This is a genomic window from Priestia sp. KCTC 13724 (genome assembly GCF_056820425.1).
In genome coordinates this window covers 1-22,093 of sequence record NZ_JBXDLD010000091.1, presented here as the reverse complement: position 1 = coordinate 22,093, position 22,093 = coordinate 1, and the positions used below count along the sequence as shown (strand labels likewise).

The 22,093-nt window shown below is 39.1% G+C and carries 21 protein-coding genes and 1 pseudogene; 18 read left to right on the top strand and 4 right to left on the bottom strand.

The window, feature by feature from the left end; translation table 11 throughout:
• The first annotated feature begins 55 nt into the window (after positions 1-55).
• Positions 56-1,732: a dihydroxy-acid dehydratase gene (ilvD, locus tag AC1UFB_RS13260; RefSeq protein WP_025911088.1), complete on the top strand. Its 1,677-nt coding sequence runs from the start codon at positions 56-58 to the stop codon at positions 1,730-1,732.
• A gap of 79 nt (positions 1,733-1,811) precedes the next feature.
• On the opposite strand, the gene AC1UFB_RS13255 is transcribed toward ilvD, so the two are convergent.
• Both AC1UFB_RS13255 and AC1UFB_RS13250 read right to left on the bottom strand, forming a co-directional pair.
• The gene (locus tag AC1UFB_RS13255; protein ID WP_062686307.1) at positions 1,812-2,090 is read right to left on the bottom strand and encodes a hypothetical protein; all 279 of its coding nucleotides are present in this window, start codon (positions 2,088-2,090) and stop codon (positions 1,812-1,814) included.
• A 171-nt stretch (positions 2,091-2,261) separates the two neighbouring features.
• The gene (locus tag AC1UFB_RS13250; RefSeq protein ID WP_025911084.1) at positions 2,262-2,600 is read right to left on the bottom strand and encodes a hypothetical protein; all 339 of its coding nucleotides are present in this window, start codon (positions 2,598-2,600) and stop codon (positions 2,262-2,264) included.
• Positions 2,601-2,886: 286 nt separating this feature from the next.
• Between AC1UFB_RS13250 and AC1UFB_RS13245 the strand changes: the two genes are divergently transcribed.
• The 4 genes from AC1UFB_RS13245 to AC1UFB_RS13230 all read left to right on the top strand — a co-directional run bounded on the left by AC1UFB_RS13245 (position 2,887) and on the right by AC1UFB_RS13230 (position 8,654).
• A complete protein-coding gene (locus AC1UFB_RS13245) occupies positions 2,887-4,005 on the top strand; it encodes a GAF domain-containing sensor histidine kinase (RefSeq protein ID WP_482589391.1) in 1,119 nt (372 codons plus the stop codon).
• Positions 4,006-4,017: 12 nt separating this feature from the next.
• Positions 4,018-4,653, top strand: a complete 636-nt coding sequence (locus AC1UFB_RS13240) for a response regulator (protein ID WP_482589390.1) — start codon at positions 4,018-4,020, stop codon at positions 4,651-4,653.
• Between the two features lie 128 nt (positions 4,654-4,781).
• Positions 4,782-7,982, top strand: a complete 3,201-nt coding sequence (locus AC1UFB_RS13235; protein ID WP_328100718.1) for a DEAD/DEAH box helicase — start codon at positions 4,782-4,784, stop codon at positions 7,980-7,982.
• 21 nt (positions 7,983-8,003) lie between these two features.
• Positions 8,004-8,654 carry an MtnX-like HAD-IB family phosphatase gene (locus AC1UFB_RS13230; RefSeq protein ID WP_061784627.1) on the top strand — a complete coding sequence of 217 codons (651 nt, stop codon included), beginning with the start codon at positions 8,004-8,006 and terminating at the stop codon, positions 8,652-8,654.
• Here AC1UFB_RS13230 and AC1UFB_RS13225 read toward each other — a convergent pair.
• Positions 8,629-9,474, bottom strand: coding sequence for a C40 family peptidase (locus tag AC1UFB_RS13225; protein WP_051567191.1), 846 nt, complete (start codon positions 9,472-9,474; stop codon positions 8,629-8,631). The genes AC1UFB_RS13230 and AC1UFB_RS13225 overlap by 26 nt on opposite strands.
• A 256-nt stretch (positions 9,475-9,730) precedes the next feature.
• Here AC1UFB_RS13225 and AC1UFB_RS13220 point away from each other — a divergent pair, with 256 nt between their 5' ends.
• The 12 genes and pseudogenes from AC1UFB_RS13220 to AC1UFB_RS13165 form a co-directional block, all read left to right on the top strand.
• Positions 9,731-10,495 (top strand): LamB/YcsF family protein, encoded by a 765-nt coding sequence (locus AC1UFB_RS13220; RefSeq protein WP_025911075.1) that lies wholly within the window; start codon positions 9,731-9,733, stop codon positions 10,493-10,495.
• 18 nt (positions 10,496-10,513) lie between these two features.
• A complete protein-coding gene (locus AC1UFB_RS13215) occupies positions 10,514-11,743 on the top strand; it encodes an NRAMP family divalent metal transporter (RefSeq protein WP_078989765.1) in 1,230 nt (409 codons plus the stop codon).
• 56 nt (positions 11,744-11,799) lie between these two features.
• Complete coding sequence (locus AC1UFB_RS13210; RefSeq protein WP_061784622.1) at positions 11,800-12,585, top strand: putative hydro-lyase; 786 nt, start codon at positions 11,800-11,802, stop codon at positions 12,583-12,585.
• 14 nt (positions 12,586-12,599) lie between these two features.
• The gene (gene pxpB, locus AC1UFB_RS13205; protein WP_100347757.1) at positions 12,600-13,349 is read left to right on the top strand and encodes a 5-oxoprolinase subunit PxpB; all 750 of its coding nucleotides are present in this window, start codon (positions 12,600-12,602) and stop codon (positions 13,347-13,349) included.
• Between the two features lie 2 nt (positions 13,350-13,351).
• Entirely contained in the window at positions 13,352-14,335 is a 984-nt protein-coding gene (locus AC1UFB_RS13200; protein ID WP_061784620.1) for a 5-oxoprolinase subunit C family protein, read from the top strand.
• 21 nt (positions 14,336-14,356) lie between these two features.
• A complete protein-coding gene (gene accB / locus AC1UFB_RS13195; protein ID WP_100347758.1) occupies positions 14,357-14,794 on the top strand; it encodes an acetyl-CoA carboxylase biotin carboxyl carrier protein in 438 nt (145 codons plus the stop codon).
• A gap of 21 nt (positions 14,795-14,815) precedes the next feature.
• The gene (gene accC, locus AC1UFB_RS13190) at positions 14,816-16,195 is read left to right on the top strand and encodes an acetyl-CoA carboxylase biotin carboxylase subunit (RefSeq protein WP_482589389.1); all 1,380 of its coding nucleotides are present in this window, start codon (positions 14,816-14,818) and stop codon (positions 16,193-16,195) included.
• Positions 16,196-16,351: 156 nt separating this feature from the next.
• A complete protein-coding gene (locus AC1UFB_RS13185) occupies positions 16,352-17,131 on the top strand; it encodes an IclR family transcriptional regulator (protein WP_482589388.1) in 780 nt (259 codons plus the stop codon).
• Between the two features lie 24 nt (positions 17,132-17,155).
• A complete protein-coding gene (locus tag AC1UFB_RS13180; RefSeq protein WP_100347761.1) occupies positions 17,156-17,971 on the top strand; it encodes a uroporphyrinogen-III synthase in 816 nt (271 codons plus the stop codon).
• Between the two features lie 204 nt (positions 17,972-18,175).
• Positions 18,176-19,501 (top strand): C40 family peptidase, encoded by a 1,326-nt coding sequence (locus AC1UFB_RS13175; RefSeq protein WP_076512970.1) that lies wholly within the window; start codon positions 18,176-18,178, stop codon positions 19,499-19,501.
• A gap of 59 nt (positions 19,502-19,560) precedes the next feature.
• Positions 19,561-20,064, top strand: coding sequence for a G/U mismatch-specific DNA glycosylase (gene mug, locus AC1UFB_RS13170; RefSeq protein WP_025911062.1), 504 nt, complete (start codon positions 19,561-19,563; stop codon positions 20,062-20,064).
• 56 nt (positions 20,065-20,120) lie between these two features.
• Positions 20,121-20,384: pseudogene (locus AC1UFB_RS13165) on the top strand (GNAT family N-acetyltransferase); the annotation flags it as partial.
• Between the two features lie 8 nt (positions 20,385-20,392).
• Here the strand turns inward: AC1UFB_RS13165 and AC1UFB_RS13160 are convergent.
• Complete coding sequence (locus tag AC1UFB_RS13160) at positions 20,393-20,971, bottom strand: exonuclease domain-containing protein (protein ID WP_025911058.1); 579 nt, start codon at positions 20,969-20,971, stop codon at positions 20,393-20,395.
• 344 nt (positions 20,972-21,315) lie between these two features.
• On the opposite strand from AC1UFB_RS13160, the gene AC1UFB_RS13155 reads away from it, so the two are divergent.
• Positions 21,316-21,762 carry a DUF6376 family protein gene (locus AC1UFB_RS13155; RefSeq protein ID WP_100347764.1) on the top strand — a complete coding sequence of 149 codons (447 nt, stop codon included), beginning with the start codon at positions 21,316-21,318 and terminating at the stop codon, positions 21,760-21,762.
• Positions 21,763-22,093 lie beyond the last annotated feature (331 nt).

Below are 22,093 nucleotides of genomic sequence, written 5' to 3'. Positions count from 1 at the left end.
ATAATTTAAAAGACTTATATTTCTTTGGATCGTTACGAATACGGAGGGAATTATTGTGACAGAATTAAGAAGTAACATGATCAAAAAAGGTTTTGACAGAGCACCTCATAGAAGCTTACTACGTGCTGCTGGAGTAAAAGAAGAAGATTTTAATAAACCGTTTATCGCTGTTGTAAATTCATATATTGATATTGTACCTGGGCATGTACATTTGCAAGAGTTCGGGAAAATTGTAAAAGATGCTATTCGCGAAGCGGGCGGCGTTCCGTTTGAAATGAATACAATCGGCGTAGATGATGGGATTGCAATGGGACATATCGGTATGCGCTACTCACTTCCAAGTCGCGAAATCATTGCCGATTCAGTAGAAACAGTTGTTTCAGCACACTGGTTTGACGGAATGGTTTGTATTCCAAACTGTGATAAAATTACGCCAGGAATGCTAATGGCTTCCTTACGCTTAAATATCCCATCTATTTTTGTAAGCGGCGGACCGATGAAAGCCGGACAAACAAGCGATGGTCGACGCATTTCATTATCTTCAGTATTTGAAGGCGTAGGTGCTTACCAAGCAGGGAAAATTGATGGCAAAGGACTTCAAGAATTAGAACAGTTTGGTTGTCCGACATGTGGTTCATGTTCTGGGATGTTCACGGCTAACTCAATGAACTGTTTAGCTGAAGCATTAGGCTTAGCGCTACCTGGAAATGGTACAATCTTGGCTGTTGCACCTGAACGTAAAGAGTTTGTGAAAAAATCAGCGAAGCAGTTAATGGAATTAATTAAGCTAGATTTAAAACCACGTGATATCGTAACAGAAAAAGCAATTGACAATGCGTTTGCGCTTGATATGGCTCTAGGTGGTTCAACAAACACTGTTTTACATACGCTAGCGCTTGCGAACGAAGCAGAAATCGACTATCCGCTTGAACGCATTAATGAAGTAGCAGCACGCGTACCACATTTATCTAAGCTTGCACCAGCATCTGATGTCTTTATTGAAGATTTACACGAAGCAGGTGGTGTATCTGCTGCACTTAATGAGCTTGCGAAAAAGCCAGGTGCACTTCATTTAGATACAATGACCGTTACAGGTAAAACATTAGGTGAAAACATTGCGGGGTGTGAAGTACAAGACTACAATGTTATTCATCCAATTGATAAGCCGTTTACAGAAAAAGGTGGACTAGCTGTCTTATTTGGTAACTTGGCTCCAGATGGTGCTATCATTAAAACTGGTGGTGTTCAAGACGGTATAACACGTCATGAAGGCCCAGCTGTAGTATTCGATTCTCAAGACGAAGCCCTTCACGGTATTGCAAACGGCAAAGTCAAAGCCGGAGACGTAGTTATCATTCGTTATGAAGGACCTAAAGGGGGACCAGGAATGCCTGAAATGTTAGCTCCTACTTCTCAAATTATGGGAATGGGATTAGGGGCAAAAGTAGCCTTACTAACAGACGGAAGATTCTCTGGAGCATCACGTGGCTTATCAATTGGCCATGCTTCACCAGAAGCTGCTGAAGGTGGACCACTTGCATTTGTTGAAAATGGAGATCATATCGTAATTGATATTGAAGAGCGCCGCATGGACGTAGAAGTGGCACCTGAAGTTTGGGAAGCTCGTAAAGCTAATTGGAAAGGCTTTGAACCAAAAGTGAAAAAAGGGTATCTTGCTCGTTACTCTAAACTTGTTACATCGGCAAGCACAGGCGGAATCATGAAAATCTAAAACAAGCAAAAGTCCTCTAGCTCATTTACTAGATAAAATGAATAAGCTAGAGGGCTTTTTCATGTAACATTCCTTGTCATTAATCATTTAACACTTGTAGTTCTTTTTGATAGCTTAAATAAGTTTGGACTTTGTGAATAGCAGAAGAGTAATCTTTAATTAGATAATGAATCGAGGTAATAACACTATCAGGATACGCGTCAAGGTTTTGGAGTAATAATAAACGTTGATATCTTATTAATTGTTTTTCAAAATAATGCAGTACTTGTTCAGGGGTTTTGACAACTAGTAATTTCATGTATTCGTGAACCTGCTTTTCAAGAAAAAAATAGCGGTCTACCAAAAACATAACCTTCATCTTATCAGCCTCCTTTAAATTATAAGTCAGTATGTCATACGCTGAAGATTTTACATGATAGACGATTTTCAATCACAACCTTTTATCTTCCAGCTGAGGAAAAAGGAACGATTGTTAAATAGCAAAAAGAAATCCTCGGTTGAAGGATTTCTCTTCGCAAACAACCTATTACTACGCACTCATATTCGAAATAGAGGACTGCTGATATTTCGCAATCTTACATTTTATATATGTAGGTGTTTCACCAAATAAATTTGCCACAAACAAAACCGCACCGTAACGAGTTTTTGCATTTGAGATTTCACGATTCACAAGATATTCGTACACGGCCGCTTCCAGATTGTCTATAAATAAAAGAACATGACGCTTTTCGAAGAGAAGTTGATACATTTCAATAATAAGCTCTGATCGCTTTGAGAATTTTTCTTCTAATTGCGTTAAGCGATATGTTGTCAGAGGCACTTCGCATTGGATAATGTATTTTAATTCTTCTAAAAACAATTTATTCATGACGGTCACATCCCTATCCTTTTAATAAATTCATTTTAGCACTAACAATCTATTTTTGGAAGCGTTTTCAATAATATTTTTTTATGAAATAAATCATCAATTTCTGACATTTTTTTTGCGATTTCTTGTATTAATTGTAGTATAGTTTGAATGAAAATCGAACGCTAGCGAATTGTTAAAGAATCTAACAAACTATTTTTATATTTTTCAAAAAACGAACGATAGTTGGAATGAACTACTATTACTTTATGATAAAATAGCTATATAACTAAGTTAGGTGATGAAGATGACAAAAAAACAATTGAAGGAACTAAAGATATTAAAGGATATTGCAGAAATCCTAAATGAAAGTACAGACGTAAAGCAAATGCTTCAAGATACCCTGGTTCAATTGCTTAAAGCAACTCAATTACATACGGGGTGGATTTTTTTAATTGACGAGTGTGGAGATTATGAACTCATGGCTGCTCATAATCTACCGGACGCGTTAACGAATCATCAAATTCAACCTATGCGTAACGGCAGCTGTTGGTGTGTTAGCCGCTATTGTAATGGTAAATTAACAAAAGCGACAAATACAATGGAATGCAAAAGGCTGGATGAAGCTACAGTTCACGATTGGGGAGAAACAAATAACATCACTCATCACGCAACCGTTCCTCTTTATTCAGGAAAAGAAAAGTTTGGCATATTGAACGTTGCGGCACCAGGAAAACAGTATTTTGATCAACAAGAGCTTGATATATTAGGTGCTGTTGCGCTCCAAATTGGAACGGCTATTAAACGGTTAGACTTAACAAAAAAAGAACAAGAAATGCGACTAAGAGATGAAAGAAATCGCTTAGCACAAGACCTTCACGATTCTGTTAATCAGCTTTTATTCTCAATTCAGCTCACGGCTAAAGCAGGAACAAAAACTGGCCATGAGGCGTCCAGGGATATGTTTGAAATAATTCAACAAACGGCTAGTCAAGCGCAAGCTGAGATGAAAGCGCTGATTTTACAGCTTCGTCCAGATGGATTACAGCAAGGGCTTGTTTGTGCATTAACAAGCTATGGTGAAATGATTGGTTTAAACGTAAATGCAATTCGAGAAGGAACGGCTTTTCTACCAGCTTCTGTGGAAGAAATGCTGTTTAGAGCTGGGCAGGAGGCCTTGAATAACTGCCGAAAGCATGCCGATGTACACGATGTAAATCTTTTTCTATCAATCCAAAAAGAAAAGGTTACTATGACAGTTAGCGACAAAGGAATGGGTTTTTGCTATGAAGAGTATGAGTCGGCAATGCTTCCTACAATTGGTTTAAGAGCAATGAAGCAACGAGTCGAAAAGCAATCCGGTACATTCCATGTAACTAGTAAACTAGGAGAAGGAACAACGATCCAAATTGTTGTTCCGTTTTAAGGAGAGAGAAAGATGAGCATACGTATTTTAATTGCAGATGACCACCATGTTGTTCGCAAAGGGTTAGCGTTATTTTTACAAACCCAGCCCGATATAGAAATTGTGGGCGAAGCGTCAAACGGCCAGGAAGCCGTTCGAAAAGTGAAAGAACTACAGCCTGACCTTGTCGTGATGGATTTATCAATGCCAGAGCTTGATGGCATTCAGGCTACTAAACAAATTAAGCAAGAGCAGCCAAATGTGAAAGTACTGATTCTAACGAGCTTTTCAGATCAAGATCACGTAATACCGGCATTAGAAGCAGGGGCGGAAAGTTACCAGTTAAAAGAAAGTGACCCTGATGAGCTGATAGTGGGAATTCGAAATGTAATAAACGGTCAATACCAGTTAAGTCCCAAGATAACAGCTCATTTATTAAATAAATTAACCCAACCTGTTAAAAAAGAGCCTTTATTGTTAGATTTATTAACAAAGCGAGAGCGTGAAGTGTTAAAAGAAATTTCTTCAGGGAAAAGTAATAAAGAAATTGCAGCTGCTTTACATATAACAGAAAAGACGGTTAAAACGCATGTCTCAAACATTCTATCAAAGCTTCAGGTTCAAGATCGCACCCAAGCTGCTCTATATGCTGTAGAGCATCATATTTAAAAATGTGCTCGGTAGTACCGAATGGATGTACATGATATAATAGAGAGATTAAACAAATCATGCTCAAGATTACTTGAGCATGATTTGTTTTATGAGGAAAAAATTTAGCGATAGGAAGATTTAAAAAGATGCGAATGTTAAATGAAGCGTATTTAAAAGATGCATATTCAAGTCGAACCTACTATAGAGGTCATACATATTATCAACAACAGCGAGTAACAGACTTAGAATACAATGAACAAACGAAAACATGGATAGGGTTTGTTGAAGGAACGGAATCATATACGGTTATGATTCAAATGAAAGAACAAGGTTACGCTTCTTCTTGTGAATGCCTAGCTTATCATGAGTTTGGTGAATGTAAGCATGAGGTAGCGGTTCTTTTAGCCATTTGTGAACAACAAGCAACAAAAACTGACGTTGCATCAACATCTCGCCGGAAAAGCTATGAACACCAGCGCGTCAATTCTTTTATTCAATCCTTCGCAGATTTTCATCAATCAGTTATTGAAAGTGATAGCAGGGATGAGAAAGAACAATTATCGGTTGAATATATTTGTAAGTCGCATTCAGAACGCTTTTCTAGAGACGGAGAGCTCTACTTAACAATTGAGGTAAAGGTAGGGGTTGAGCGTACCTATGTTGTGAAGAATTTACGGTCTTTTTTAGATGATGTAGCTGAGGATGAACCGCATGAATTCACCAAGCGGTTTTCATATGATCCGGTTGTACATTATTTTGCGAAAGAAGATGAAGTCGTTCTTAACCTTTTACAGCAAATTGTCGAAAGCGAACGCTTTTATAAACAAACCTATGCTTCTCCGAGGCGAACCGTTACTAACAAAGATCTTGTTATCCCGACGTCTGTAGCAAAATCACTCTTACACGCACTTCAAGGAAGAGACTGGACTTTTGTTCATGAAGATGAGACGTATAGAGATGTGTTACTGAAAAAAGAAGGCCTTCCATTTTCTTTTTTTATTGATGAAAATCAAGCCAAAGAGTTTCAAATTAATTTTCGGGACCTAGATGAAGCTTCTTTTTTTAATCGTTATCATTGGATTTTTGCGAGTGGTCATTTTTATGAGCTCACGAAGAAGCAGCGGAAGCTTGTAGAAGGATTACTGGAAAACATGCCGGTTCAGCCGGTTCTATCAGTTGATGATGAACAGATGGGAACGTTTTTATCACAAGTAGTACCTGGCCTACGCAAAGTAGGAGAAGTGAAAATTTCACAAGCAGTAGAAAATCAAGTTATGTCTCCGCCATTACAGGCAAAGCTGTGGGTAGAGAAAGAAAGCGAACAGCTTCTTGTGACGCTTGAATATCACTACGGTGATTTTATGATTAATCCCTTTCACAATACCGATGAAAAACCTAAGTTTATTCTGGTACGAGATATGGAAAAAGAAGCAATTATTATGGATATTATTGAACATGCACCCATTAATATTTATAAAAACCAGCTTTACCTTCAGCAAGATGAAGAAGCGTTGTTTGAATTCTTATTTCGTATTCTTCCTCAACTTGAAGAACTTGTAGACATCCGTATAAGTGAAGAAGCAAAACAAGAAACCCTCTATGATGCTTCAAATTTGATCACAAGCATTGATTTAGAACAGCAAAACAATCTATTAGAAATCAACTTTGACTTGGCTGGAATTGATGAAAAAACGGTGCAAGAAGTTCTTAGGTCTGTCCTTGAAAAGAAAAAATATTATCGTTTAAACAATGGAGCATTTCTTTCTCTTGAGCAAGATGGATTTCAGAGGATTCAGGACTTGTTTACAGAGCTAAATGTGAAAAAAGAAGAGTTAGAAGAGAATCGCCTTCACGTTCCGCTATATAAAGGAATGCAAGTTGAAGAAATTCTTGGTCGATCACAGGAGGCTAAAGGTCGATTAAGCGAAGCGTTTCAAACGCTTGTTAAACGTATCGGAGCACCTGATCAAAGTAATTGGCGTATACCTTCGGGGCTGCATGCAGAGCTTCGAGACTATCAGTATACGGGATTTCGGTGGTTTAAATCTTTATCAACCTATTCATTAGGCGGTATACTGGCTGATGATATGGGGCTTGGAAAGACGCTTCAAACCATTGCTTATTTACTTTCAGAAAAAGAACAAGACGCTGTATTGCATCCATCTTTAATTGTTGTACCAGCTTCTTTAGTTTACAACTGGAAGAATGAATTTGAGAAATTCGCGCCTTCTTTAAAGGTGCACACGATTGCTGGAACTCCAAAAGAGAGAAGCGATTTGCTTCAAGAGAACGCAGATATTTTTATTACGTCTTACCCAACGCTTAGACAGGATATGTCGTTATATAAAGAAAGAGAGTTTCATGCTCTAATTTTAGATGAAGCTCAAACGATTAAAAACTATGCTACGAAAGCGGCAGCAGCGGTGCGGGCAATATCTGCTCCAAAGCGATTTGCATTAAGCGGTACACCGATAGAGAACTCACTTGAAGAGCTATGGTCTATTTTTCAAACGATATTACCTGGGTTGTTACCAAGTCAGCAAGGGTTTAAAAAGATGACCTCAGAGCGGATTAGCAAATTAGTGCGCCCGTTTATTCTCCGTCGCGTGAAAAAGGACGTTCTAAAAGAACTTCCTGATAAAATTGAAACAACGCAGCGCTCAGAGCTGTCAAAAGAACAAAAAGAGCTGTACGTTGGATATTTAGAGCAATTAAAAAGCTCGTTAACTACAGAAGATTTTCAGCGAAACCGTATGAAGATTTTAGCTGGCTTAACGCGTTTACGTCAAATTTGCTGTCATCCAGCTCTCTTTATTGAAAACTACGAAGCTGAGTCCAGCAAGTTGGAACAGCTACTTGAAACCGTTCATCAAGCATTAGCTAACGGAAAGCGGATGCTAATTTTTTCACAGTTCACGAGCATGCTTCATATCATTAGAGAAAAGCTTGCAGAACAGAACATTTCCTTTTTCTATTTGGATGGCCAAACAGATGGAAAAGACCGAGTAGAGATGGCCAACCGTTTTAATAAAGGCGAGCATGATATTTTTCTAATCTCGTTAAAAGCTGGTGGGACAGGGCTGAATTTAACGGGTGCAGATACCGTAATTCTATATGATTTATGGTGGAACCCAGCGGTTGAAGAACAGGCTGCCGGACGAGCCCATCGCCTTGGTCAAAAGAATGTTGTACAAGTAATTCGCTTAATTGCGCAAGGAACGATTGAAGAAAAAATCTATGAGATGCAGCAGAAGAAAAGAGAGTTGATTAGCCAGGTAATTCAACCGGGTGAAACGATGCTAACAAGTCTATCGGAAGAGGAACTGCGAGAACTTTTAGAGATGTAGCTCACATGAAAGGAAGATAAAATGAAACGCTTTGCTTTTGTATCAGATTTTGATGGTACCATTTCACAAAAGGATTTTTATTGGATTGTGATTGAAAAACATTTTCCTGAAGGTAGAAAGCTATATAAAGAATGGAAGTCAGGTAAGCTGAAGGACATTGACTTTTTGTCAACTGTCTTCAGCTCAATTAACCAAACAGAGGACGTCATTTTACAAGACATTGATGGAATTGAAATTGATCCTGGAGTTCCTGCTTTTATTCAAGAAGTACAAAAAAGAGGAGGAGATTTTTATGTTTTAAGCGCAGGTTCAGATTACTATATTCGACCTCTTCTGAAGAAGCATGGTGTAGAGAATGTGGAAGTACTTTCAAATACCGGTGTGTTCCATGAAAAAAATGTTCACTTGCAAATTGATCCTAAGCACTGGAGCTATTCTGAGCGTTACGGAATTGATAAATCGTTAGTTATTCAGGATTTCAAGAAAAAATATGAGCAGGTCTATTTTGCCGGTGATAGTGAACCAGACTCACACCCAGCGGCTTGCGCAGACATCACGTTTGCAAAAGCTGCTCTTCAAGATTTGTTAGATGAAAAGAACGTTCCGCACGTAAAAGTAGCATCCTTTCAAGAAATTACATCTTATTTTAATCAACAACATTTGTGGAACTAAGCATATATACGAAAGGAAAGTTAACAGCATGATTACATTTGAAACAGTCGTAACAGATACACATTATACGGTTTTTACCAATGTAAACACCTGCGTGCGAAATTCCGCTGCGGTATGTATCTTCAAAAAAGACAACGTCTCCGACTTGTAGGTCTTCTTTTTTAACGTATGTACCAAAGTTCCACTGTTGATCCGTAGAACGTGGGAGCGCTACGTTATATGCTTCTTTGAATACATATTGAATAAAGCCCGAACAATCAAAACCAACTTCTGGACGTTCTTCTCCAAATTGATACGAAACGCCTAGCTGCTCTCGACTCTCCGAGACAATTTTATAGTCTGGAAATGAAAAGGTAGAGGCACTGAGTCTTTTCGCTTTGATAAAATGTTCATTCCAAAATGAACTATCTTTGAAACTTTCTTTAACCACTTCACCTTTTGAAGTAGAAGGGAAAATCATCTCTCCATCTCCAATATAGATTGCAGCGCTTGTAATGGTAGATGAGCTTGTAGAGAAGAATAACAGATCTCCGGTTGTTAAATCACTTTTATTCACTTCTGTTCCTAACTCACCTTGCCCTTCTAACGTGCGCGGCATATCTACATTTAAAGCCGTTTCTACTACATAGTAAATGAACCCTGAGCTATCGAATCCTTCTGATTTTGTTTCACCACCGCTTACATAGTCGATTCCTGATAATTCAGCAGCCGTCTTCACCACTTTAGTAGTATCCATTTCCGCTGCTTTGAACTCAGTAGGGGTGGTCCAAAGTAAGCTGATACCTACAATAGATGCAGCAATTAGTTGATGCTTTTTCATTCTCTTCCTCCTATCCATTTGTAAAAAAGACTACCTTTTGAATTATGACTTAGAAAACCTTGGATTTCGAGATTCTTTTTTCCTGCAGTGAAATACCTATCTAGAAACCTTTCAATTAATAGAATTGACCTAATATATTAAATGTTCTGACAACTATCTTGTGTATCAGACATTTAAATGATAAAATCAATTTAACCGAAAAACGGAATTTAAGTTCCATTTTTCGGTACAACAAGATAGATAAGGGGATGAAGAAATGAAACGAATTGACGTGAACTGTGATTTAGGTGAAAGTTATGGCGTTTATAAGATTGGAAATGATAGAGAGATTTTAAAGTTTGTTTCTTCGGCTAATATCGCGTGTGGCTTTCATGCTGGAGATCCAACCGTCATGCGAGAAACCGTAAAACTTGCCTTGCACCATGATGTAGCTATTGGCGCTCATCCTGGTTTGCAGGATTTACGCGGGTTTGGACGTCGGAATATTCAAATTAGTCCTAGTGAAGCGTATGATTTAGTCGTATATCAAATTGGTGCACTCTACGGATTTGTAAAGGCGGAAGGAGGTACTATGCAGCATGTAAAGCCACACGGTGCTCTCTATAATATGGCGGCGAAAGATGCTGCATTATCAAAAGCAATTGCTGAAGCCGTATATGCAGTAAATCCAGAACTTATTTTATTCGGCTTATCTGGAAGTGAACTCATAAAAGCAGGAAAAGAAATAGGGCTTCAAACAGCAAATGAAGTATTTGCTGATCGTACATATCAAGAAGATGGTTCTTTAACTCTTCGAACAATGAAAGGTGCTTTAATCGAAGAAGATGAAGTAGCAATTAATCAAGTTATTGGAATGATTGAGCGAAAAGAAGTACAGTCTCAACAAGGAACAACAGTGCCGATTCAAGCAGATACAGTTTGCATTCATGGAGACGGAACACATGCCTTGCAGTTTGCTCATGCACTTAACACAGCCTTTAAGCAAGCAGATATTACACGCGTCGCCGTATCATGCCGCTAATCGAGAGGAGAATTAATTATGGAGCCAATAAAACAATCAAAAAAACAGCAACTGTCGCCAGTACCTAAGCTTAACTGGACGCTCATGATGGGGGCCGCCTTCTTAATGGCCACGTCTGCTATTGGTCCTGGGTTTCTAACTCAAACTACTGTTTTTACTCAAACGTTAGCAGCTAGTTTTGGATTTGTTATTTTAGTATCAATTATTTTAGATATCTTTGCACAAACCAACGTTTGGCGAATTATCGCTGTATCCGAAAAAAGAGGACAAGATATTGCGAACATGGTGTTGCCAGGCCTCGGTTATGTCATCGCTGGGCTAATTGTTATGGGTGGCCTTGCTTTTAACGTAGGAAACATTGCAGGAGCTGGATTAGGATTAAATGCTTTGTTTGGTATCGCACCTGAATACGGTGCAATTGTAAGTGCAATCATTGCAGTGGCAATCTTTTTAATTAAAGAAGCTGGAAAGGCCATGGATCGTTTCACACAGTACGCAGGCTTTGTCATGATTGGTTTAATGTTTTTTGTAGCGTTTAAAACGGCACCTCCTGTTGGAGAAGCTGTAGTAAAAACAGTAATGCCGGATACGATTGATATTGTTGCTATTGTCACGTTAGTGGGTGGAACGGTAGGTGGCTATATTACGTTCGCTGGAGGTCACCGCCTATTAGATGCAGGAATAAAAGGTGTTGATGCACTACCACAAGTGACAAAGAGTTCTGTTGTAGGAATTTTAATCACGTCTGTTATGCGTATTGCGCTCTTTTTAGCAGTTCTTGGCGTTGTATCACAAGGGCTTCAAATAGATGCAAGCAATCCACCCGCTTCAGTCTTTCAGCTAGCGGCAGGAAATATTGGCTATAAAATTTTCGGAGTTGTTATGTGGTCAGCTGCAATTACGTCTGTTATTGGAGCTGCTTACACATCCGTATCGTTCATTCGTACATTTAGCAAACGCTTAGAGCAGCATCATAACTGGGTAATTATCAGCTTCATTATTATGTCAACACTATGTTTTGTAGTCATTGGAAAGCCAGTTAAAGTATTGCTGTTAGTTGGCGCAATAAATGGATTGATTTTACCAATTGCTCTTGGAACGCTCTTAGTTGCTGCTTACCGAAAAGATATTGTAGGAGATTATAAACACCCTCTTTGGTTAACGATCTCGGGTAGCCTTGTGGTTATCGTGATGGCGTTAATGGGGGGATATACATTAATTGATCAACTGCCTTTATTATTTAAATAACTGAGCTGGAGGTGGATTATTTTATTCACCTCCGTATTGTTGAAAGGAGACCAAATATGAGTTACGCAACTGAAACACCTGAAAAAATTCGTAAGCTTATTCGTGAAATGAAAATTACTGGACCAACAGCAGGGATGGCGAATGGATACGCCCAAGCAAATCTAGCAATCTTAAAACAAGAACATGCGTATGACTTTTTACTATTTTGTCAGCGTAACCCAAAGTCGTGTCCATTATTAGACGTAACAGAGGTTGGATCACCGTATTTAACCGTTGCAAAAGGAGCAGATATTCGTACAGATTTACCTAAGTACCGCGTATATCGAGAAGGTGTATTAACGGAAGAAATAACGGATATTACATCGCTTTGGGAAGAAGATATGGTAGGTTTCTTGATTGGTTGCAGCTTTACGTTTGAAGACGCCTTGTTAAATAATGGTATACCTATCCGACACATTGAGGAGAAATGTAATGTCCCGATGTACAAAACCAATATTGAATGTAAATCAGCTGGCTTATTTAAAGGCGTAACGGTTGTAAGTATGCGTCCTATGCCTTCTCGAGACGTACCTCGCGCGGTGCAGGTTACCTCGCGCTTTCCTTCCGTTCATGGAAGTCCTCTTCATATTGGTAGTCCAAAAGAAATCGGTATCCAACAAATTGATCATCCTGATTTTGGTGATGCAGTGACCATTCACGAAGGTGAAGTGCCTGTTTTTTGGGCCTGTGGAGTTACTCCACAAGCTGTTGCGATGGAGGTTAAACCGTCTATTATGATTACGCATGCTCCAGGGCACATGCTCATTACCGATATACGTGATGATGAACTTGGAATTTTATAAACGAGGTGAAAGACATGATTAAAGCAGTAGATAACAAGAAAACAATTGCAGAGCTGACCCCACTTGGAGATTCGGCTGTGGTTGTAACATTTGGTTCAGAAATGAGCATTAGTACTCATAAACAAATCATGGCGCTTATGAATATGCTTGAAGATACACCGTTTGAAGGGTTTGTCGAGAGTGTCCCTGCATTTACAAACCTAACGATTTTTTACGACCCGCTTATTGTCTATCAAACATATCAAGGCAAAGATTCATCTTTAATATCTCCTTTTAAAATTGTTTCAGCTCTAATAGAGAAAAAGCTTGCTAGTTTAACGCACCATAAAAATCAACCATCTCATACTGTAGAAATTCCGGTTTGCTACGGTGGCGAATATGGACCCGATTTACAAGATGTAGCGAAGATCAATGGCTTGACGCCTGATGAAGTTATATCCATCCACTCAAGTGGTGAATACCTCGTATATATGGTTGGATTTGCGCCTGGATTTCCATTCTTAGGCGGTATGTCAGAGAAAATCAAGGCACCGAGAAGGTCGTCTCCTCGCGCCAGCATTCCAAAAGGGTCTGTTGGGATTGCTGGAATGCAAACAGGCGTTTATCCCATCTCTACGCCTGGAGGATGGCAGTTGATTGGTCAAACGCCAAAGCCTTTATTTTTACCAGAGCAAAATCCACCTAGCTTACTTGAAGCAGGTAATATCGTCAAATTCATCCCTATTACAGAGCATGAATTTTTAAAATTTACAAAGGAGAGATAAGCATGAGCATAAAGGTCTTAAAGCCAGGTTTACTCACGACTATACAAGACTTAGGACGAACTGGCTTCCAAAAACACGGTGTCTTAGTGAGCGGAGCTATGGATACGTATTCTTTGCGCGTAGCAAATCTATTAGTTGCGAACGATGAAAAAGAGGCTTGCTTAGAAATGACTTTAATGGGTCCAACAATTGAATTTGAAAAGGATTGTGTAATCGCTATCACTGGAGGTGATTTAGCACCGAGCATTAACAATGAACCCGTTCATATGTGGAAACCAATCTACGTGTCAAAAGGAAGTACCCTTCAATTTGGACCATGTAAAAAAGGATGTCGAGCTTATTTGGCAGTAAAGGGTGGTTTTTTACTATCTCCTGTTATGAATAGTAAAAGTACCTATTTACGCGGCGAGTTAGGTGGTTTCAAAGGGCGCGCTTTACAGGCAAACGATGTAATTAAATTCACGGGTTCTCAACATCAGCATGTAAAGTTGGCAAGCCGTGTACATATGCCAAACTGGTACGTGAATTTTCACGAACGCTTACCGTTTGAAAAAAAGCCGATTATCCGTGTAATAAAAGGCAGTCAATTTGATTTGTTTACTAAAGAAAGTCAACAAGCCTTTAGTGAACAAGCCTTTAAAGTTAGTACTCAATCAGATCGTATGGGCTATCGAATTGCTGGTCCTGAAATGGTACTTACTGAAAAAGTAGAGTTGCTATCAGAAGCCGTAACGAATGGATCTATTCAAGTACCGCCAGACGGAAATCCAATCATTCTATTAGCAGATCGACAAACCACGGGTGGCTATCCAAAAATGGCTCAGGTTATCACGGCTGACTTACCAGTTCTAGCTCAGGTGAAGCCTGGAGAAAGCATTTATTTTCAATATATTACCCTAGAAGAAGCTGAACAAATTTATTTAGAAAACGAAAAAACTATGAAGCAGTTAGCGTGTTCAATTGCACTTTATCAAAAAGAAGCTTAAAAAACGAAAGGGGAGAAAAGGATGATTAATACTGCAGAATTAAAAGAGGTTATAGCTTTAATGAATGAAGGTGGCATTCAAAAGCTACATGTGGAACACGATGGAACAGTGATTGTTCTTGATAAAACACTAACGGAAGAAGCAACAAAAGTGTTAACGCCTAGTAAAAACAATGAGGTAGAACTCACACCTCCATTAAAAAATGAGGAGCCATCAAAAGCGGTCTGCGAAGTACGTTCTCCTATGGTCGGAACCTTCTACTCCTCTCCTGAACAAGGAGCTTCACCTTTTGTATCGGAAGGTGATAGAGTTCGTGCTAATGATATCGTCTGTACTGTAGAAGCAATGAAGCTTTTTAATGAGGTAGAAGCGGGAATTGAAGGAGAAATTATAGAGGTTCTTGTGAAAGACGGCGATATTGTTGAATACGACCAACCTCTATTTTTAATCAAACAATAAGCGCTAATAAGGAGTGAGACGATGTTTAAAAAAGTGTTGATTGCTAACAGAGGAGAAATTGCTGTTCGTGTGATTCGTGCATGTAAGGAACTTGGCATCAAAACCGTAGCTGTGTATTCTACTGGAGACCGCGATGCACTTCATGTACAGATGGCTGATGAAGCATACTGCATCGGTGGGAAAAGTCCTAAAGATAGCTACTTAAATAGTAAAAGCATCATCAGCGCAGCGGACGTGTCACATGCAGATGCGATTCATCCTGGGTATGGTTTTTTATCTGAAAGTGCACAGTTTGCAGATGCTTGTCTAGAGTATGGGATAACGTTTATTGGTCCTTCATCTCAGGCTATCTTAGATATGGGAGCTAAAGCAAAAGCTCGTGATACCATGAAGCGAGCAAACGTACCAATTGTACCAGGAAGCGACGGTTTAATTAAAAGTAGTACAGAAGCTGCTGCGATTGCAAAAGAAATTGGCTACCCTGTCATTGTAAAGGCATCCGCTGGTGGAGGCGGTAAAGGAATGCGCACGGCTTTTAATGAAGAAGAGCTTCACAAAGCAGTTCGTCAAGCTCAGCAAGAAGCGGAAAAAGCGTTTGGAGACAAAGGCGTGTACTTGGAAAAGTTTATTGAAGACCCGCGTCATGTTGAAATTCAAATTTTAGCGGACAAGCATGGACACGTTGTTCACTTAGGAGAACGAGACTGCTCCATCCAAAGGCGTCATCAAAAGCTTATCGAAGAGTCACCGTCACCAGCGCTTAGCGAAAAGCTCCGGGATGAGATGGGAGATGCTGCTGTGAAAGCTGCAAAAGCAGTGAACTACTATGGTGTAGGTACGGTTGAATTTTTACTGGATAAATACGGTGCGTTTTATTTTATGGAAATGAATACGCGTATTCAAGTTGAGCACCCAGTAACAGAGTTAGTAACAGAGTTAGTAACAGGGGTAGATTTGATTAAAGAGCAAGTTTTAGCAGCAGCAGGTTATCCGCTATCCTTCACGCAAGAAGACACTACTTTTTCTGGATGCGCAATTGAGTGTCGCATAAATGCGGAAGATCCTTGGCGTGATTTTATGCCTTCACCGGGAACAGTAACAGAGTACATTCCACCTGGAGGGTTTGGGGTACGCATAGATAGCGCAGTATATGCAGGTTATACAATTCCACCTTTTTATGATTCGATGATTGCTAAAGTGATTGTTTACGGAAAAAATCGTACGGAAGCTATTCAGCGCATGAAGCGTGCACTCAGCGAATTTTATATTAAAGGAGTGCAAACAACCATACCGTTTCACTTATCCCTTCTAGAACATGAGAAATTTTTAGAAGGAGATTTTACAACGAAGTTTTTAGAAATATATGAGATTCAGCCAGAGCAGGTAGCAACAACTTTATAAGTAATAACAGAAGGCGCCTTTATATAGGGTGCTTTCTTTATTTTTATGTCTAATTAAAGGCGAAAAAACATCCTAAAATAAGGTACTTTCCGCTAGTTTGTTGTATAATAAAACAAAGATTGTGAAAATATGTTCAAATTAAAGGAGAGCGTGAGTATGCAGGATAAAAATAAAACGGTTGTGAAATCGATGAGCATTCTAACGCTGTTCATTGATCACCCTCGCCTTACATTCAATGAGTTAGTGAATAAGACAAATATCCCTAAAACATCGCTGCACCGAATGCTTGGATCCTTAGAAGAAATGGGTTTTTTAACGAAAAATCCATATGGCCACTATGAGCTTGGGCTTCTTTTTTTGCAGTTTGGTCAGCTTGTAGCCGATCGACTAGATGTTAGAGGGCTTGCGCTGCCGATTATGCAAGCGCTTCGCGATGAAGTAGAAGAAGCCGTTAATCTGATCGTTCGCGATGGAGATGAAGCGATGTATATTGAAAAGATTGAAGCCGTGCACCCCGTACGTCTTTATACATCGATTGGACGAAAATCGCCGCTTTATGCTGGTGCTTGTTCTCGCATTATTTTATCTTTTTTATCATCTGAAGAGCAGCAGCGCTATTTAGAGGTAACCGATTTAAAACCAATAGGCATAGGCACAATTACCGACAAAGAAAAATTAAATGAAGAGCTTCATAAAGCACGTGTAAACGGCTATACAATTAGCCATTCTGAGCTTGAAGATTATACAACAGCTGTTTCAGCTCCAATCTTTAACCATAAAGGAGAAATTGTAGCGGGAATTAGCGTTGCAGGAATTGATGCACATTTTCATGAAGAAAGAATGCCATTTTTAATTAAAAAAGTAACAACGGCAGCAGCGGAGATTTCAGTGAAATTAGGATATATTCCTCAACACACATCTCCATTTGCGCAGTAATTTACATAAACGGAGGAGTTTACAATGAGACGATTAGAAGGAAAACGAGTCGCCCTTGCTGGTCAGCGAAAAGTAGAGGACATTAAAAAAATCGTAGAAAACTTAGGTGGGACGGCTCTTATTCGACCGGCACAAGGAACAATTTTTTTAGATGACACTCATCTTGAAGAAGACGTAAAAGATCTTGTTCAAGGTACGTACGACTGGTTTATTTTCACTACGGGTATTGGTACAGAAATCTTATACAATACCGCTGATAAAATGGGGCTAGCTTCTGAATTCCTAGCGGCATTAAAGAGCGCTAAAATCGGGGCTCGTGGCTATAAAACCATTAATATGCTAAAAAAGATAGGCCTTACACCAACGGTTCGCGATGATGATGGCAGTACAGCTGGTCTGGTGCGAGAGTTAAAGAGTCACTCATTTGATGGATGTAAAGTTGCGCTTCAGCTTCATGGAGATCCTGCGCCTGCATTAATGACCTTTTTAAATGATCAAAACGCCAAGGCCAAAGATATTCTTCCTTATAAGCACATTCCTCCTCAAACTGACGTGATGGAGCAACTGTTAGATGAAATACTAACTAGGAAGGTAGACGCAGTCAACTTTACAAGCGCTCCTCAGCCTCGTAACCTTTTTTCGTTTGCGCGCGAAAAAGGAAAAGAACAAGAGGTTTTAGAAGCATTTGAGACAGACGTTGTGGCGTTATCAGTTGGAAAAGTAACGGCTGCTGCGTTAAATGATCAAGGCGTGAAGCGCGTGGTAGTTCCGCTTCAGGAACGAATGGGGAGCGCGATTGTAGCTCTAGAGCAATACTATCAGCAAACTATAGAGAAGTAATCAGGAAAATAGTACGCGTTTGCGTGCTATTTTTTTCTTCTATTTCACTAAGTCTTCCAATTATGAAATGAAATTGTAATATTTCATATAAATACATCGTGGTATAATTTTCGTAGTAAAAGACTATTTTTAGCTATTTTTCGACAATAATAGTTCGATATATACATAGAGGATTAGACAGATGAAGTAATGGAGGAATTTAAAGTGAATAAAAAAGCTATTTTTGCCAATGCAGCGGTTGTTTTAGGACTATCAAGCGTGTTTTCAACTGAAGCATTTGCCTCAACGATAAATGAAATGGAAAACCAAAAAACGACGATTCAACAAGAGCGTGAAGAACTACAAGGGAAAATTTCAAGCGCAAATGAAGAAAAGAAGCGTTTAGAAAAAGAACAAAGCAGCTTATCAGCTCAGTTGGAGCGTTTAAAATTAGCAGCTAAGGAAAACGAAAAGAAAGTAACGGATACAGAAGACAGCATTAAGCAGACAACTGAAAAAATAGACATCCTTCAAAAAGACATCGATACGCTAAATGAAAAGCTAGAAGAGCGCAATCAAGTTTTGGCTCAGCGTGCAAAAGCACTTCAAGAAGCTGGAGGCAGCGTTGATTATGTTCAAGTGCTTCTTGGTTCACAAAGCTTTTCGGATTTCGTTGACCGCTCGGTAGCTGTGTCAACAATCATTAGCGCAGACCGTGATATTCTAAAAGAAACTAAAGAGATGCAAGATGAAGTAGCACAGAAACAGTCTTCTGTAAAAGGTAAACTAAAAGATCTTGAAGCGATGAAAGAAGAGCTAAAGGGTATTAATGAATATTTAGCGGAGCAAAAAGCGGAGCAAGAAACCCTTGCTGCTCAGTTAAATGAAAAAAAATCAGAAAATGCACAGCAAGTAGCATCTTTAACGGAACAAGAAACAGATTTATCAACGCAAGAACAAACGTTAACAGACAGCATTGCAGCTAAAAAACAAAGAGAGCAAGAACAAAAAGAAGCAGCTGAAAAAGCTGAGCAGCAGGTAGCTACAGCTTCAAGTCAATCTATTGCTGAAAAAGCAGCTCCTGCTCAAGACAATGAAAGTACGAAAGCTACATCAAAAGCTACTGTTGAAGCACCAGCGGCTAAATCAGCTCCTGCTGCATCTCATTCTAATGTCGCAACGGTTGGGAATAAATGGATTGGTAATTCTGCATACGTATTTGGTGGAGGTCGTACCCAAGCGGATATCAACCGCGGATTCTTTGATTGCTCATCGTTTGTACACTGGGCATATTCACAAGTCGGCGTTGAGCTAGGACCTCGCGGCTATGTAAGCACTGAAACATTAAAGCATGCTGGTACACAAATTTCCGCTTCACAAATGCAGCCAGGCGACCTTGTCTTTTTTAACACATATAAAACAGATGGACATGTTGGCATTTATGTAGGAAATGGAAAATTCATTGGTGCTCAAAGTAAAGGCGTCGGCATTGCTGATATGACCCAAGGCTATTGGAAGAAAAAATTTAACGGACGCGTTGTTCGTATTTAACGTATAATTTTCTAAAAAATCATTCATACTAGATGGATGATTTTTTTAGGAGGTACGGCATGGATTTGGTACAAGATTGCATTAAGAAAGACTTAAGAATTCTATTTGTCGGTTTTAATCCAAGTATTCGATCAAGTGAAACAGGCTATCACTTTGCACATCCTCGCAATCGATTTTGGAGTATTTTATACAAGTCCGGATTAACACCACGACTTTATAAGCCTGAAGAGGATGTAGATTTACTAGATCTTGGTTATGGTCTTACGAATATTGTAGATCGTCCTACAAAAGCGGCAGCGGAAATTACGAAAGAAGAATATGAAGAAGGACGAAAGCAGCTCGCTCATAAAATTCGTACTTATCAACCAAAAGTCGTTTGCTTCGTCGGAAAAGGTGTCTACGAACAATACAGCAAACGCAGAAACGTTCCTTGGGGAATTCAAGAGGTTTCGGTTATTGAAGGGACAATTGACTTCGTGGCTCCTTCCTCAAGCGGCTTAGTGCGAATGAAAATAGACGATATTGTGGCCATTTACCGAGAGCTAGCAGATCTTTTTTACTAAAAGAAAAAAATAGACAAATAAGTTTGGGAAGGAGGAACCTATGAAACTTCGAGTATCATCTGAAACTAGACCGGCTAATAGGTGGAGGGAGGATGCCTGCTTATCACCTATATCAGGATAAGCTAACGCCAGAGCAATATATCCAAGAAATTTCAAAAGGTACCATTCAAGATCCTGTTATTACATTTTTGCTGCGCTGTGGTCGAACACCGCTTAAAGTGATAGAGAACTATTTAGAAGATGAAGAGTCTTGTAACTACGGAACGCTAATGGAATGGAAAAACCCATTTTTAGTACAAAAAAGCATCTCAGCTAAATGAGATGCTTTTTATCGTTTCACAACAGATTTTGGTTTGCCCATGGCTTTCTTTAAAACTTCGGTTAAATACATATTACCCTCTGGATTGGTTTTTTGTAACAAGAAAGCAGTTGCTTCAATATCATCCATCGCACGGTGAGCATGTTCTCTAGAAATTCCATGTGCATCTAAGAGCGTTGTTAGCTTTTTATTGACAAATCCGTATTCTTTCCATTTTACTGATCTCATCGAGCAGTGCCATTTCAGGTCTTGTAAAAAGGAATAGCGCTTTAGTAAAAAGCTACGGTCAAAAGAAGCATTGTGCGCAATAATACCATCAGCTTGCTTAAACAACTCGATCACTTTTTCATCATTAAATCTTTGACCTTCCACCATTTCATTTGTAATCCCAGTTAGCCGAGTAATATGAGGATAAATTGGGTATGTCGGCATTTCAAATCCATTATAGCGGTCTAGCTCCGTGAGGGTTTGGAGCTGTTCGTCGTATTCATAAAGTAAAATTCCAAGTTCAATCATTTCACAACTAGCGGGACTTAAGCCGGTTGTTTCAATATCCACAAACGCGAGTATTTTAGACTGTCCAGACAAGACGTTCTCTCCCTTATCATTATGATTCTCTTATTCTACCATTGATTATCTAAATGGAAAAACCATTCCTTCGTGAGAATTGACGCGTTTCTTATAAATAAGGTAGAATGATGTTAGAAATTTATACGGAATTCCCAAAGGGGAGTAGCTGCTACAGCAAGGTTGTCATTCCGAGAGAATCTCTCCGGCTTTGTTGGCAATATGTAATATTGTTAGCGAGACCTTTGCCAAATGTTTTTTGGTAAAGGTCATTTTAACCATCTTTACAAAAAACATTGTGAAGATGGTTTTTTTATTGGTTTCTACCTTAAAAGGTTGAAAATAAATTTCTGGGAGGAAAACAAATGAAAAAATGGTTGATAGGAATCCTAGCCAGCACGTCTTTTGCATTAGGTGGCTGTTCAATGCTGGAAGGAGCAAATGACGCACTCACATACGTAAACGAAGCGACAGACTATGTACAGGAGGCAAAAACATTTGCTGAAGAAGCACCCGAATTAGCACAGCAAGCCATTACAGATTCAAAAGCCGCAGCGGAATTTGAAACGAAACTAGAAGACATGAAAGGAGAAATTGAAAGCTTCAATGAGCTCAATGCCCCTGAATTAGCAGCTGACTTACACAACCAGGTACTAGAGCAAAATGAGAAAGCGCTAGCCGGAATCAATACGTATCTAGAAAACATAGAGGGTGGAAAGTTGGATCCTGCAGCGCTTGAAAATACGGAGCTCTTTCAATCCATTCAAGACATCTCAAGCATCGTTAAACAAATTGAAGACTTGGGATTATAAATTCGTAACGAAAAGGGTATTGGATTTTAGTCCGATACCTTTTCTATATTAGCCATATTTTAGAACATAAAAAAGCTCGTCTACAAGAGACGAGTGAAAAGGGGCATATCTATAAAAAAAAGTACTGTCTTTACTATATAAGAGAAAAGTGAAAAAACGATGAAAAATTACCTTTTTATAAAAATTCTCTTAAAGAATAGTGAACAGAATGTCTGCTGTCTTTTTTTCTGTAATTCTAGTATTGTAAAGATAAAGACTTTTAATAAGGAGCATTCCTGTTAGAAGGATTTTCGGGGACTTGAACAAAAAAGAGCCCTCTTGGTATGATACG

Coding starts and splice junctions, on each gene's coding strand:
- AC1UFB_RS13255 (WP_062686307.1), bottom strand. CDS start 2,090: ATGAAGGTTATGTTTTTGGTAGACCGCTATTTTTTTCTTGAAAAGCAG.
- AC1UFB_RS13250 (WP_025911084.1), bottom strand. CDS start 2,600: ATGAATAAATTGTTTTTAGAAGAATTAAAATACATTATCCAATGCGAA.
- AC1UFB_RS13245 (WP_482589391.1), top strand. CDS start 2,887: ATGACAAAAAAACAATTGAAGGAACTAAAGATATTAAAGGATATTGCA.
- AC1UFB_RS13240 (WP_482589390.1), top strand. CDS start 4,018: ATGAGCATACGTATTTTAATTGCAGATGACCACCATGTTGTTCGCAAA.
- AC1UFB_RS13235 (WP_328100718.1), top strand. CDS start 4,782: ATGCGAATGTTAAATGAAGCGTATTTAAAAGATGCATATTCAAGTCGA.
- AC1UFB_RS13230 (WP_061784627.1), top strand. CDS start 8,004: ATGAAACGCTTTGCTTTTGTATCAGATTTTGATGGTACCATTTCACAA.
- AC1UFB_RS13225 (WP_051567191.1), bottom strand. CDS start 9,474: ATGAAAAAGCATCAACTAATTGCTGCATCTATTGTAGGTATCAGCTTA.
- AC1UFB_RS13220 (WP_025911075.1), top strand. CDS start 9,731: ATGAAACGAATTGACGTGAACTGTGATTTAGGTGAAAGTTATGGCGTT.
- AC1UFB_RS13215 (WP_078989765.1), top strand. CDS start 10,514: ATGGAGCCAATAAAACAATCAAAAAAACAGCAACTGTCGCCAGTACCT.
- AC1UFB_RS13210 (WP_061784622.1), top strand. CDS start 11,800: ATGAGTTACGCAACTGAAACACCTGAAAAAATTCGTAAGCTTATTCGT.
- pxpB (WP_100347757.1), top strand. CDS start 12,600: ATGATTAAAGCAGTAGATAACAAGAAAACAATTGCAGAGCTGACCCCA.
- AC1UFB_RS13200 (WP_061784620.1), top strand. CDS start 13,352: ATGAGCATAAAGGTCTTAAAGCCAGGTTTACTCACGACTATACAAGAC.
- accB (WP_100347758.1), top strand. CDS start 14,357: ATGATTAATACTGCAGAATTAAAAGAGGTTATAGCTTTAATGAATGAA.
- accC (WP_482589389.1), top strand. CDS start 14,816: ATGTTTAAAAAAGTGTTGATTGCTAACAGAGGAGAAATTGCTGTTCGT.
- AC1UFB_RS13185 (WP_482589388.1), top strand. CDS start 16,352: ATGCAGGATAAAAATAAAACGGTTGTGAAATCGATGAGCATTCTAACG.
- AC1UFB_RS13180 (WP_100347761.1), top strand. CDS start 17,156: ATGAGACGATTAGAAGGAAAACGAGTCGCCCTTGCTGGTCAGCGAAAA.
- mug (WP_025911062.1), top strand. CDS start 19,561: ATGGATTTGGTACAAGATTGCATTAAGAAAGACTTAAGAATTCTATTT.
- AC1UFB_RS13155 (WP_100347764.1), top strand. CDS start 21,316: ATGAAAAAATGGTTGATAGGAATCCTAGCCAGCACGTCTTTTGCATTA.